The 12,272-nt window shown below is 71.3% G+C and carries 12 protein-coding genes and 2 tRNA genes; 10 read left to right on the top strand and 4 right to left on the bottom strand.

Annotated features, from left to right (window positions below; all coding sequences use genetic code 11):
* Positions 1-33: 33 nt before the first annotated feature.
* Together A6A06_RS36410 and A6A06_RS36405 are read right to left on the bottom strand one after the other, a co-directional pair.
* Positions 34-600, bottom strand: a complete 567-nt coding sequence (locus A6A06_RS36410; protein WP_073767784.1) for a CGNR zinc finger domain-containing protein — start codon at positions 598-600, stop codon at positions 34-36.
* Positions 601-836: 236 nt separating this feature from the next.
* A complete protein-coding gene (locus A6A06_RS36405) occupies positions 837-1,250 on the bottom strand; it encodes an SsgA family sporulation/cell division regulator (RefSeq protein ID WP_003987206.1) in 414 nt (137 codons plus the stop codon).
* A gap of 190 nt (positions 1,251-1,440) precedes the next feature.
* Between A6A06_RS36405 and A6A06_RS36400 the strand changes: the two genes are divergently transcribed.
* The 4 genes from A6A06_RS36400 (at position 1,441) to A6A06_RS36385 (ending at position 2,807) form a co-directional block, all read left to right on the top strand.
* Positions 1,441-1,908, top strand: coding sequence for a TIGR02611 family protein (locus A6A06_RS36400; RefSeq protein WP_073767782.1), 468 nt, complete (start codon positions 1,441-1,443; stop codon positions 1,906-1,908).
* A gap of 74 nt (positions 1,909-1,982) precedes the next feature.
* Positions 1,983-2,054, top strand: a tRNA-Val gene (locus A6A06_RS36395).
* An 86-nt stretch (positions 2,055-2,140) separates the two neighbouring features.
* Positions 2,141-2,602, top strand: a complete 462-nt coding sequence (locus A6A06_RS36390) for an SRPBCC family protein (protein ID WP_073767780.1) — start codon at positions 2,141-2,143, stop codon at positions 2,600-2,602.
* 133 nt (positions 2,603-2,735) lie between these two features.
* Positions 2,736-2,807 (top strand) — tRNA-Val (locus A6A06_RS36385).
* Between the two features lie 126 nt (positions 2,808-2,933).
* Here the strand turns inward: A6A06_RS36385 and A6A06_RS36380 are convergent.
* Positions 2,934-3,659, bottom strand: coding sequence for an exonuclease domain-containing protein (locus A6A06_RS36380; protein WP_073768344.1), 726 nt, complete (start codon positions 3,657-3,659; stop codon positions 2,934-2,936).
* 188 nt (positions 3,660-3,847) lie between these two features.
* On the opposite strand from A6A06_RS36380, the gene A6A06_RS36375 reads away from it, so the two are divergent.
* From A6A06_RS36375 to A6A06_RS36350, 6 genes are all read left to right on the top strand, one after another.
* Complete coding sequence (locus tag A6A06_RS36375) at positions 3,848-4,414, top strand: DUF4365 domain-containing protein (protein ID WP_073767778.1); 567 nt, start codon at positions 3,848-3,850, stop codon at positions 4,412-4,414.
* The gene (locus A6A06_RS36370; protein WP_073767776.1) at positions 4,414-5,604 is read left to right on the top strand and encodes a hypothetical protein; all 1,191 of its coding nucleotides are present in this window, start codon (positions 4,414-4,416) and stop codon (positions 5,602-5,604) included. The genes A6A06_RS36375 and A6A06_RS36370 overlap by 1 nt, the downstream gene beginning before the upstream one ends.
* Before the next feature lie 182 nt (positions 5,605-5,786).
* A complete protein-coding gene (gene thrS / locus A6A06_RS36365; RefSeq protein WP_073767774.1) occupies positions 5,787-7,769 on the top strand; it encodes a threonine--tRNA ligase in 1,983 nt (660 codons plus the stop codon).
* An 89-nt stretch (positions 7,770-7,858) separates the two neighbouring features.
* Positions 7,859-8,416: an HIT family protein gene (locus A6A06_RS36360; RefSeq protein ID WP_030999463.1), complete on the top strand. Its 558-nt coding sequence runs from the start codon at positions 7,859-7,861 to the stop codon at positions 8,414-8,416.
* A gap of 110 nt (positions 8,417-8,526) precedes the next feature.
* Positions 8,527-9,327, top strand: a complete 801-nt coding sequence (locus tag A6A06_RS36355) for a polysaccharide deacetylase family protein (RefSeq protein ID WP_079194601.1) — start codon at positions 8,527-8,529, stop codon at positions 9,325-9,327.
* Positions 9,327-10,532 carry a YncE family protein gene (locus A6A06_RS36350; protein ID WP_073767770.1) on the top strand — a complete coding sequence of 402 codons (1,206 nt, stop codon included), beginning with the start codon at positions 9,327-9,329 and terminating at the stop codon, positions 10,530-10,532. Before A6A06_RS36355 ends, A6A06_RS36350 begins: the two co-directional genes overlap by 1 nt.
* Positions 10,533-10,581: 49 nt before the next feature.
* Here A6A06_RS36350 and A6A06_RS36345 read toward each other — a convergent pair whose 3' ends face one another.
* Positions 10,582-12,252, bottom strand: coding sequence for a hypothetical protein (locus A6A06_RS36345; protein ID WP_073767768.1), 1,671 nt, complete (start codon positions 12,250-12,252; stop codon positions 10,582-10,584).
* Positions 12,253-12,272 lie beyond the last annotated feature (20 nt).

Genomic DNA, 12,272 nt, shown 5'->3' with positions numbered 1-12,272 from the left:
CGGGCGGCGGCGGGCCGGGCGGCGGTCAAACCGTCAGCGCGTGGCCTCGCGGCGGCGTGCGCGGTACGCGGCGACGTGCAGCCGGTTGCCGCACGTGCGGCTGTCGCAGTAGCGGCGCGAGCGGTTGCGGGACAGGTCCACGAAGGCGAACCGGCAGTCCGGGGCCTCGCAGTGCCGCAGCCGTTCCCGTTCCCCGGCGACGACCAGGAACGCCAGCGCCATCCCGCCGTCCGCCGCCAGGTGCTCGGCGACCGAGGCGCCCGGCGCGAAGTAGTGCACGTGCCAGTCGTAGCCGTCGTGGTCGGTCAGCCGCGGTGTGGTGCCGGCCGCCGCGACCAGGTCGTTGAGCTGCTCCGCCGCCGTACGGTCGTCCGGTGCCGCGAAGACGTCCGCGAACCGCGTGCGTACCGCCCGCACCGCCGCCAGGTCGCGGTCGCCGAGCGTCCCCACGTCGCTGATCGCGTTGCGCGCGACGAACGTCCGGAGCGCCGCGAGGTCGGTGAGGCTGTCGGGGGCCGCGGGGGCGTCGCCCTCCGGAGCGGTGTTCAACAGGTCGACGACCGCGTCGAGCGCGCACCGGGTGTCATGGGTGATCATCACGGTTTCGCTCCCTGGCCGGGTGGGGTCGGCGGCGCCGCCCCGGTGTCCTTGCCGAATGGTCGCCGACTCTAGCGCGTCCAACAAGCCTCGGCGCCGTCTCCGCGGTGGGTCCGCGGCGACGGCGCCGGCTCGTGCCGTATGAACTTGTCGGTCCTGTCCCGTCGCCCCGAGTCGGACGGTGCAGGTGTGAGCGGTTCGGTGCGGTGGATGGCTGCGATGGGCTGCTGCGCCGCCTTTCAGTTCTCCGCGAGGATGTGGGAGAGCTCCGTGTCGAGATCGAAGTGCCGGTGCTCCGTACCGGGTGGAACCGCCGCGTCGGTCCTCTTGAGGAACGACTCCAGGGCCCGCGCCGGGGCTTCCAGAAGGGCCTCGCCTTCCGGGGAGCTCAGGGCGATGCAGACAACGCCCTGTCCGTGGCTCCGGGACGGCCATACGCGGACGTCTCCGGTGCCCGTGGGCCGGTGCAGGCCCTCGGCGAGGAGGTCGCGGGCGAAAACCCATTCGACGGTTTCCTCGGCTCCGGTGTGGAAGGTCGCGTGCACGGCATACGGATCGGCCGTGTCATACCGCAGGCCCGCGGGTACAGGCAGTGACGACTCGCTCGACACAACGAGGCGCAGGTGCAGCTCGCAGCTGACCGTGGTGTTCATAAGCGCCAGGGCCTTTCGCTCAGTGTGCGCTCGGGGATTCGCACGTCGGCGAAATCGACATGCCACCTACGGTGCCGTTGTAAACCCCTCTGAGGGTTTTGGGTGACTTCCGGTACCTCTTACGGCGGAGTTGCCAATCCTCCTCGGCGGCCATTCCGGTGACCGACTTTCGTCGGGTAGGTTGGGCCGTATGAATACGGAGAGTGACGGGGGAGTCGGGGTCGCCGACGCGGCGGCGGCTCCGGCTGCGGAGCGGGGCGCCGCGGGAGAGACTGCGGAAGTGGAAGAGCGACTCGGTTCCCGGGCGCCGCATTTCATCAAGCGCTCCCGGCCCCTGCACCTGAGCTGGCAGGTCGGCATCTTCGTCGTCGGCCTCGCGGTGGTGGTCGGCGGCGTCATCATGCTGCCGCTGCCCGGACCGGGCTGGCTGGTGATCTTCGCGGGCATGGCGATCTGGGCGACCGAGTTCGTCTGGGCGCAGCTGGTGCTGCGCTGGACCAAGCGCAAGGTCACCGAGGCCGCGCAGAAGGCCCTGGACCCGAAGGTGCGGCGCCGCAACATCATCCTGACGAGCGTCGGCGCCGTGATCATCGTGGCCTTGCTGGCCGTCTATCTGTGGAAGTTCGGCTTCGTGCCGCCGTGGCACGCCGGTGCGTGAAGGGCGCCCGGCGGCCCGCCCCCGCGGATGGTCACGAGACCCCTCCGACGTGCGGTAATGTTGGCGATGCGCCCGGGCGATTAGCTCAGCGGGAGAGCGCTTCGTTCACACCGAAGAGGTCACTGGTTCGAACCCAGTATCGCCCACACCGGATGACGGCCCGGAGGTCACAGACCTCCGGGTCTTCGTCGTTTTCCCGGTCCCGGCGCCGCCGGCGCGGCAGACTGGCCCCATGTCCGACTGGCCGCACGCCTTGCACCGGTACCACTTCCGCAGCGTGTGGCGGCTGCCCGCGCAGCCCCCGGCGGTCTTCGCCGTCCTGGAGGACGCCGAGGCGTATCCGCAGTGGTGGCCGCAGGTGCGCGAGGTGATCCGCGTGGACGGGCGCAGCGGCACCGCGCACTTCCGGTCGCTGCTCCCGTACGTGCTCACCGTCACCGCGACCGAGACGTGCCGCGACCCGGACTCCGGCGTCCTGGAGATAGCGATGCGCGGCGACCTGGAGGGCTACGCGCGCTGGACGGTGGGCGCGGCCGACGGCGGGACACGCGCCCTCTTCGAGCAGGAGGTCGAGCTGTGCAAGCCGTCGCTGCGCCGGCTCGCGCTGCCGGGGCGGCCGTTCTTCCTCGCCAACCACACGCTGATGATGCGCGCCGGACGCCGGGGTCTGGCCTCCCGGCTGGCCCGCGGGTGATCCACGGGCCCGCCCTCCGGGCGCGGCCGGGAACGGGAACGGGAATGCGCGGGCGGGGAATTTGATGGAAAGGCGCGACGGCCTGTATTGTTCAGGTCGTTCGCGGGGGAAACCCCGGGAACAGGAAAAACCCGGGCGATTAGCTCAGTGGGAGAGCGCTTCGTTCACACCGAAGAGGTCACTGGTTCGAACCCAGTATCGCCCACCGGGACCGAGGGCCGGGCTGCCAACAGGCAGCCCGGCCCTCGGCATTGGCGCACCGGCACCGCAAGGGTCCTGCCGTCCGTTCCCGCCCGGCCCTGTCGTGCGTCCAGCCGTACGTCCCCGCCGGTCAGGCGGCGGCCGGGAGTTCCGGACGCACCGGCCAGTGCGGATCCACCGCCTCCTCCGTCCCGTTGCGCGCGAACCACGCCTCCAGGCCGCGCGCCTGTGCCGCGTGCCACACCGCCTGCCGGGTGTGCAGCTGCGCCGGGCTCAGCGGCTCCAGCCGCTCCGCGTGCCGCCGCCCCAGCGCCCGTACGACCTGGAGCGCGGCGAGCGCGTCCGCGGCGGCCTCGTGGGCGCCGGTCAGCTCGACCCCGTACTCCGCGCACAGGTCCGTGAGCGTACGGCGCCCCTTGCGGTAGCGGTCCAAGTGCTTGTCCAGCACCCGCGGGTCCAGTACGGACAGCGGGTGGGCGCCCAGGTAGTGCGTGAGCGAGGCGGCGCGGTGCCGCCGCAGCTCACGGTCCAGCAGCGTCAGGTCGAACGGCGCGTTCATCACGATCAGCGGCCGGCCGGCGAGCGACTGGTCGGTCAGCGCGCGGGCCATCTCCTCCATCACGGGCGACGGCCAGCGGCCGTGCAGGGCCAGGTGCCCGGCCGTCAGACCGTGCACGGCGGTGGCGGCTTCGGGGATCGGCACACCCGGATTGACCAGCCACCGGGTGACGCGGGGGACGCTGCGCGGGGTTTCCTGGACGACCAGGGCGGCGGACACGATGCGATCTCGCTCCACGTCGATCCCGGTCGTCTCGGTGTCGAAGGAGGCCAGCGGACCGTCGTACCAGCACGGCATCTTCACAACTCCTCGCGCTCGTGCGGCGGGTGAGCCGAAGCGGCCACCCGACCAGGTGATACCCGAGGCTTCCGGTTGTCGAACCGTCCTGGTTTGTTGACCACTTGGGGCGGACAAGAACATCACAACGGACCGTCGCCACGGGGGACGGTCCCTTCGAACGACCCGGCCCGGAAGGCACTTGAGCGATGACGCTCGCGCAGCCCGAACCGGGGGGACTGGTGCCCGCGCGCTCGGCTTCGCTGCGCGGCGCGCTCGCCACCACGGCCTGTATGGAGACGCTCCAGGTGGGCTATCTTCACGCGGTGGCCGCCGCGTCGGGCTGCTCGCTGGCCCAGCCCTTCCCGGACAACGGCATCGACTGGCACGTCAGCCACGGCGCGCCCGGACATACCGTCGACGACGAAGTGACCATCAAGGTCCAGTTGAAGTGCACGTACCAGGTCGGCCCCCGGCCGGCCGGCGCGAGCTTCGCCTTCACCCTGGACAACGCCCATCTGGTGAAGCTCGCGCGTACACCCGTGGCGGTGCACAAGATCCTGGTCGTGATGCTGGTGCCGCGGACCCAGGACGACTGGCTGCGGGCGGACCACGACCGTCTCGAACTGCGGCACAGCTGCTACTGGATCAACCTGGCCGGCCATGAGGTGACCGGCCGGCGCAGGACCAACGTGCGGATCCCGACCACGCGGATCTTCGACGACCGCGCGCTCTGCGAGATCATGACGCGGGTCGGGGCGGGAGGGAGACCCTGATGCACCGGCCGACCGACGAGTACGCGTTCCGGCTTCCGGACCCGGCACAGCTGGATCCGGCGGTGCTCGGCGCCCTGCTGGCGCGGCACGGCTGGCGGCGGCGGGGAGGCGCCGCCGGCCACTACGCCCGCTGGACGCCGCCCGGCGGTGCCGCCGGGGGCACCAGCCTGCTGGTACCGCAGACCCGGACGTTCCCGGACAGCACCGACCTGATCGCGGAGGCGCTGGCCGCCCTCGCGCACAGTGCCGCGCCGTCCGCCCGCGAGGTCCTGGCGGCGCTCGCGGTGCCCAGCGACGAGGTGCGCTGGGAGCGCGAGATCCCGGAGGACGGCATCGGCGCCACCCCGTGGGTCGCGCAGGAACAGCTGCGTACGGCGGCACGCTCGACGCTGATGGCCGGCGTGCTCGGCACGTACGGGCGGGCGGGCTTCTACGGCGCCCGGCACAAGCGCAACGCCGAGACCTTCATGGCGGACGTGCTGGTCGGTCCCGCGCCGGCCGGGCGGCGGCTGACCGCGTACGTGCCGGTGGCGGCGGGCCGCGCGGCCGTCGCCGGGCTGCAGCGCGCCCTGCACGCGATCCGCGACGCCACGGACTACCAGCGGGCGACCGGCGGCATGGAGGCGTTCGACGCCGCCGTGGAGCTGGGGGTGTGCCACGAACTGGCGGAGGCGCTGATCTCACTGGTGCGGGACGCGGAGGGCGTGCGGATCTCGGTGGAGTGGTCGCCGGGGGCGGGCCCGCCGCCCGGGTTCGCGGCCCGGCCCGAGCCGGTCGAGTTCTCGCCCGGCGACCTGCCCGCGCTCCAGCAGGCCGCCCAGCGCTACGTCCGCGACGAGCCGTCGCTGCCCGTACGGGTGACCGGCGCGGTGGTACGGCTGCGCCGCGAGCGGCCCGGCGGCCCCGGCGTGGTGCGGCTGCGGGTGCTGTCCGGGGCCGACGTCATCCAGGTACGGGTCGCGCTCGACGAGGAGGACTACCGCATCGCCGGGCACGCCCATCTGGTCGGCCTGCCGATCCGGGTCAGCGGGCGGCTGGAGAGCCGGGGCGGATTCCGCCGGATCACCGGCGCGTCCGACGTCACCCCCGTCCAGGTGGACGAGGCGGAACGGGACCGGCTGCTGAAGTCGCTCCAGGAGAACCTGGACTTCTTCGAGGAGGCGTGCGGCGGGCCGCTGCCGGGCGAGTGAGGGGCGGCCGGGCGCACGGCCGGGCGGGTCCCCGGCCGTGCGCCCGGCGCTTGCGCAGGAGAGGAGGAGGGGGCCCGGGGCAGCGCTCGCCATAACCGTTTCGCGAGGAAGACCGGTGGCTCGGTACGATTCGCCTGCGCAGCAAACGCTGACGCGCAGGAGACATGAGTCAGGAGAGACCGGTGTCAGACGTCCGTGTGACCGTCCAACGCGATTCCGAGCGGGAAGAACGCGTGGTGATCACGGGCACTACGGCCGCCGACCTCTTCCAGGGCGAGCGCTCGGTCGTCGCCGCCCGCGTCGCCGGGCAGCTCAAGGACCTGGCGTACGAGGTCGCCGAGGGCGACGAGGTCGAGCCCGTCGACATCACCAGCGAGGACGGCCTGAACATCCTGCGCCACTCCACCGCGCACGTGATGGCGCAGGCCGTGCAGGAGCTGTTCCCGGCGGCGAAGCTGGGCATCGGCCCGCCCATCAAGGACGGCTTCTACTACGACTTCGACGTCGAGACCCCGTTCACCCCCGAGGACCTCAAGCGCGTCGAGAAGAAGATGCAGGAGATCCAGAAGCGCGGGCAGAAGTTCGCCCGGCGCGCGGTGAGCGACGACGACGCCCGTGCGGAGCTGGCCGACGAGCCGTACAAGCTGGAGCTGATCGGCCTCAAGGGCTCCGCCGCCGAGGCCGCCGAGGGCGCGTCCGCCGAGGTCGGCGCCGGTGAGCTGACCATCTACGACAACCTCGACGCCAAGAGCGGCGACCTGTGCTGGAAGGACCTGTGCCGCGGCCCGCACCTGCCCAGCACCCGGGTCATCCCGGCCTTCAAGCTGATGCGCTCGGCCGCCGCGTACTGGCGCGGCAGCGAGAAGAACAAGCAGCTCCAGCGCATCTACGGCACCGCCTGGCCGACCAAGGACGAGCTGAAGGCGCACCTGGAGTTCCTCGCCGAGGCCGAGAAGCGCGACCACCGCAAGCTGGGCGCGGAGCTGGACCTGTTCTCGATCCCCGAGGAGCTGGGTTCGGGCCTCGCGGTCTTCCACCCGAAGGGCGGCATCATCCGCCGGGAGATGGAGACCTACTCCCGCCGCCGTCACGAGGACGCGGGCTACGAGTTCGTCAACACCCCGCACATTTCGAAGGAAGCGCTCTTCGAGACCTCGGGGCACCTGCCGAACTACGCCGAGGGAATGTTCCCGCCGCTGGAGTTCGACGGGCAGAACTACCGCCTCAAGGCGATGAACTGCCCCATGCACAACCTGATCTTCAAGGCGCGCGGCCGGTCGTACCGTGAGCTTCCGCTGCGGATGTTCGAGTTCGGCACGGTCTACCGCTACGAGAAGTCCGGCGTGGTGCACGGCCTGACCCGGGCCCGCGGCTTCACCCAGGACGACTCGCACATCTACTGCACCAAGGAGCAGATGGCGGACGAGCTGGACTCGCTGCTGACCTTCGTGCTGGAGCTGCTGCGCGACTACGGCCTGGACAACTTCGAGCTGGAGCTGTCCACCCGCGATCCCGAGTCCGACAAGTTCATCGGCGAGGACGCGGAGTGGGAGGAGGCCACCGAGGCGCTGCAGCAGGCGGCCGAGAAGCAGGGCCTGCCGCTGGTCCCGGACCCGGGCGGTGCCGCGTACTACGGCCCGAAGATCTCCGTGCAGGCGCGGGACGCGATCGGCCGGTCCTGGCAGATGTCGACCATCCAGGTCGACTTCCAGCAGCCCAAGCGCTTCGGCCTGGAGTACACCGCGGCCGACGGCTCCAAGCAGCAGCCGGTCATGATCCACCGAGCCCTCTTCGGCTCCATCGAGCGGTTCTTCGCGGTGCTGCTGGAGCACTACGCGGGCGCCTTCCCGGTGTGGCTGGCCCCCGTGCAGGCCACCGGCATCCCGATCGGCGACGACCACGTCCCGTACCTGCAGGAGTTCGCCGCCGAGGCGAGGAAGCAGGGGCTGCGGATCGACGTGGACGCGTCCTCGGACCGGATGCAGAAGAAGATCAGGAACGCGCAGCGCAGCAAGGTCCCGTTCATGGTCATCGCCGGTGACGAGGACGTGGCCAACGGCGCGGTGTCCTTCCGCTACCGGGACGGGTCGCAGAAGAACGGCATCCCGAAGGCGCAGGCCGTCGCCGAGATCGTGGACGCGGTGGAGCGCCGTATCCAGGTGTGAGACGGACCCCGCACACGCGGGGGTGAACGAGGGGCGGCCCCGGGCATCCGGGACCGCCCCTCGCCGCATTCGCGCGCGGGCCGGGGAATATGCTGGCCCGCATGACGAGTGAGCCGGAGCAGCAGATCGGAGTCGGGACACAGGACGCCTTCCAGCGCCTGTGGACGCCCCACCGGATGGCCTACATCCAGGGGGAGAACAAACCGTCCGGGCCGGGCGCCGAGGACGGCTGCCCCTTCTGCACGATTCCGGCCAAGTCGGACGAGGACGGGCTGGTGATCGCCCGCGGCGAGCACGTGTACGCGGTGCTCAACCTCTACCCGTACAACGGCGGCCACCTGATGTCGGTGCCGTACCGCCATGTGGCCGACTACACCGAGCTGGACCGGGCCGAGACCCTGGAGCTGGCCGAGTTCACCAAGCGGGCGATGACCGCGCTGCGGGCCGCCTCTGGAGCGCACGGCTTCAACATCGGCCTCAACCAGGGTGCCGTGGCCGGCGCCGGAATCGCCGCCCACCTGCACCAGCACGTCGTGCCGCGCTGGGGCGGCGACACCAACTTCATGCCCGTGGTGGGCCAGACGAAGGTGCTTCCGCAGCTGCTCGCCGACACCCGCAAGATGCTGGCCGACGCCTGGCCGCAGTAGCCCGGACGCCGCAGCGCGGGCCGGGACACGCGCTGCGGTAAATCGGATAAAGCGAAAAAACGGACACCTTGCCCTCTAATGGTGAGGTGACTTCCCTGCATCGTCGCTCCGTGCTGCGTGCCGCCTCGGCCGCGGCCGCCGGTGCGCTCGCGGCGGGCTGCGCGACGGCCCGTACGGACACCGCCTCCGTACGGGCCTCCGGCTCCCCGCCGCCGGGCGGCACGGGACCGCCCGGACCGGGGGCGCGCCCCTCGGGACCGGCCGTCCCGGACGCCGCCCGAGCCGCCCGCCCGCCGACCCGCGCGCCCGGCCTGCCCGTACAGATCCAGCACGGGCCCCCGCGCGGCAACTCCGTCGCCCTCACCTTCCACGGCCAGGGCGACGCCAGGACGGCCACCGCGCTGCTCGGCGAGGCCGAGCGGGCCGGCGCCCGGGTGACCGTACTCGCCGTCGGCAGCTGGCTCGACGAGCAGCCGCTGATGGCCCGCCGCATCCTCGACGGCGGCCACGAACTGGGCAATCACACCCAGCGCCACCTCGACATCTGCGCCCTGGCCGAGGACGCGGCGTACGCCGAGATCAGCGGCTGCGCCGAGCGGCTGCGGAAGCTGACCGGCACGATCGGCAGCTGGTTCCGCCCCTCCCGTACGCAGTACGCCACCACACTGGTGACCCGGCTGGCCCGCAGGGCCGGCTATCCGCACGTCCTCTCCTACGACGTCGACTCCCTCGACGCGGACGACCCCGGCGCCCCCGCCGTCCAGCGCACCGTGCTGGACCGGGCCCGCCCGGGATCCATCGTGAGCCTCCACCTCGGGCACCCCGGCACGGTTGCCGCGCTGCCCCCGATCCTCGACGGCCTGCACCGGCGCGGACTGCGCGCGGTGACGACAACGGAGCTTGTGACCTGATGGCTGACCGGACCCCAATCCAAGATCAGAAACGTGCTCGGGCAGGCCGGCGGGCCGCGCTGCTGGCCGTCGCCTGCGCACTGGTGGCGGCGGGGTGCGGCGGCGGCAGCGAGATGAAGGCCGCCGACAGCAGCCCCGGGGCCTCGGCGCCGGGGCCCGCGAAGGCCGCCAAGTCGCTGCTGCCGGGGATGCCGCCGCTGCTGGACGAGCACGACGTGTACGCGGCGGACCGCCCCGGCAAGCTCGCGCCGCAGGTCAAGGACTTCCCCTCCCGCGTGTACGTGCCCAACACCGGCTCGGACACGGTGAGCGTCATCGACCCCAGGACGTACAAGGTCATCGAGACCATCCCGGTCGGGGTGCAGCCGCAGCACGTCGTCCCGTCGTGGGACATGAAGACGCTGTGGGTGAACAACAACCGCGGGCACGACCTGACGCCGATCGACCCCGCCACCGGCAGGTCCGGCGGGTCGGTGGACGTGCACGACCCGTACAACCTCTACTTCACGCCGAACGGCAGGTACGCGGTCGTGATGGCCTCCATGGACAAGGAGCTGGTCTTCCGCGACCCGAAGACGATGACCGTCCGCAAGACCGTCCCGGTCAGCTGCGCGGGCGTCAACCACGCCGACTTCTCGGCGGACGGCAGGTACTTCATCGTCTCCTGCGAGTTCTCGGGCGAACTGCTGAAGGTCGACACCGAGCGGATGAAAGTCATCGGACAGCAGAAGCTGCCGTTCCGGGGCGCCATGCCGCAGGACGTGAAGATGTCACCGGACGGGAAGACCTGGTACGTCGCGGACATGATGGCCGACGGCATGTGGGTGCTGGACGGCGACACGTTCGGAAAACCCCGCCTGATGCCGACCGGCAAGGGCACCCACGGCCTCTACGTCAGCCGCGACTCCCGGAAGATGTACATCTCCAACCGGGGCGAGGGCTCCGTGTCCCTGCTCGACTTCAAGAGCGGCAAGCTGGTGGACAAATGGCATATCCCCGGCGGCGGCAGCCCGGACATGGGCGGCGTCTCCGCCGACGGCAACGTGCTGTGGCTCTCCGGCCGCTACAACTCCGAGGTCTACGCGATGGACACCCATACCGGCAAGACCCTCGCCAAGATCCCGGTGGGCGAGGGCCCGCACGGCCTGGCGGTCTACCCGCAGCCGGGGCGGTACTCGCTCGGGCACACGGGGATCTTCCGGTAGCCCGCCCGCCCGCCCGCCCGCCCGCGTACGGGCGGGCGCCGGCCGGCGGCTACGCGTTGTACTCGTCGGCCTTGCGCGGCTCGGCGGCCTGCACCTGGCCGCTGAGCACCAGCGAACGGCTGTCGAAGCGCGAGATGTCCACCCCGTTCTCCTTGAGCACGCTCAGGGCGGCGGAGTGCACCACACGCAGCACCGGGGTCGCCGCGCGCAGCGCGTCGTCGGCCATGAAGCGGTGCCGCCACGGCTTGTCCGCCCAGGCGTGCCGCAGCCCGAACGGCTCCGGCAGGGTCAGCTTCCCGCCGAGGAACTCCAGGAAGCCGGGGAACCACGTCAGCGGGGCGCGGGCGGCGAGCCGCACCACCTCGCTCGCGTCGACCAGCGGCAGGCTCACCGACTTGGTCTCCCAGAACTTGACCGTCTTGGAGACGCTCTTGCTCTTCGGCGAGGGCTTGGAGGTGAACAGCGGGTTCACCGGGCCCAGGGCGTGGCCGGTGACCTCCACCCGCAGCGTCTCGTGCAGCACGGTCACCGTGATCAGCAGGGTTATCACCAGCTGCCCGTCCCACAGCACGAACTGGACGCCGAGGTAGTGCCGGCTGCCGCTGCCGAACTGCTGCTCGTTGCAGATCCGCTCTATCTCGTGGCCCCGGACCTGGAAGGCCTCCACCTCGGTGCCCTCGGGGCGGGAGACGGAACCGGCCTTCTCACCGACCGGCACCACGACCCAGTGGCGTACGGAAGGGGGCTGCTTGAAACCGCCGGTGTGCAGCGGGCTGCGCTCCAGCAGGCGCAGCCGGTCGTGGATGACGCGGATCACGTCGTAGCTGCGGAACGGGTTGATCTCGCCGCCCTCCGCCTTGGGCCGCAGCTCCTCGGCCATCTGCCAGCTGCCCCAGCGGGTGCCCATGCCGAGTATGCCGTTGGGGCCCGCGTAGAAGGCGACGTTGCTGTTCTGCTCGGCGGTGAGCTTGGCCAGGCTCTGGCGCATCTGCTCGGCGGCGGTCTCGTTCGGGTCCCGGGGGACCGCCTCGGGGATCTTGGCGCCCACGCCGCCGCCTTCGAGCAGGCCCTTCCAGGCGTCCCGCAGGTCCTTGGCGGTGGTCTCACTGATCCGCTTCGCCCACCAGTAGCCGATCACCGGCACCACGACCATGGCCCGCAGGTACACCGACCAGAACCCGGTGAACGGCAGCTTGACCAGGAAGAGCACCGCGATGGCGGCGACCGCGAGCATCAGCGCGACGCCGAGCGCCGAGGTGCCGGTGCCCTGCGCCTTCGACAGCAGCTTCTTGAGCTGGAAGGCGCCCAGCCACAGCAGTACGCCGGGCAGGAACAGCAGCCCGAAGCCGACCATCAGGACGGTCAGTTTCACATCGCGGATCTTGCGGATGCGGAGGGCGGCCAGGGAGTGCTCGACGACCGTCTGCGGTTCGATGCCGAAGGACTGGATGAGCGCGCCGCGGGCCCCGCCGAGCATCCGCAGCTGGAGCGCGCGGGAGAACGCCTCGCCCAGATTCGGCTCGAACAAGGAGAGTTTGGGCGGTTTGATCGTCGACTTCGCGGTGGCGGAGTCGGCCTTGGAGATGTCGGCCAGCGGATTGTCCCGGTACGCGGCCGAGGCCAACGCCTGGGTCGCCGCGGTCTGTCCGGCACCGCCGGACAGCGGGACCTGAGCCCCGGGACTGAAGTCGAAGCCGTCTGCTGCCACTACCGCCCCCATCACCCGCACGCATCCGCTGC

Source organism: Streptomyces sp. CB02923, from assembly GCF_001905005.1.
GTDB lineage: Bacteria > Actinomycetota > Actinomycetes > Streptomycetales > Streptomycetaceae > Streptomyces.
The sequence above is the reverse complement of the archived record's forward strand: the minus strand, read 5'-3'. Positions and strand labels throughout refer to the sequence as shown.

Coding starts and splice junctions, on each gene's coding strand:
- A6A06_RS36405 (WP_003987206.1), bottom strand. CDS start 1,250: ATGAACACCACGGTCAGCTGCGAGCTGCACCTGCGCCTCGTTGTGTCG.
- A6A06_RS36400 (WP_073767782.1), top strand. CDS start 1,441: ATGAATACGGAGAGTGACGGGGGAGTCGGGGTCGCCGACGCGGCGGCG.
- A6A06_RS36390 (WP_073767780.1), top strand. CDS start 2,141: ATGTCCGACTGGCCGCACGCCTTGCACCGGTACCACTTCCGCAGCGTG.
- A6A06_RS36380 (WP_073768344.1), bottom strand. CDS start 3,659: ATGCCGTGCTGGTACGACGGTCCGCTGGCCTCCTTCGACACCGAGACG.
- A6A06_RS36375 (WP_073767778.1), top strand. CDS start 3,848: ATGACGCTCGCGCAGCCCGAACCGGGGGGACTGGTGCCCGCGCGCTCG.
- A6A06_RS36370 (WP_073767776.1), top strand. CDS start 4,414: ATGCACCGGCCGACCGACGAGTACGCGTTCCGGCTTCCGGACCCGGCA.
- A6A06_RS36360 (WP_030999463.1), top strand. CDS start 7,859: ATGCTGGCCCGCATGACGAGTGAGCCGGAGCAGCAGATCGGAGTCGGG.
- A6A06_RS36350 (WP_073767770.1), top strand. CDS start 9,327: ATGGCTGACCGGACCCCAATCCAAGATCAGAAACGTGCTCGGGCAGGC.
- A6A06_RS36345 (WP_073767768.1), bottom strand. CDS start 12,252: ATGGGGGCGGTAGTGGCAGCAGACGGCTTCGACTTCAGTCCCGGGGCT.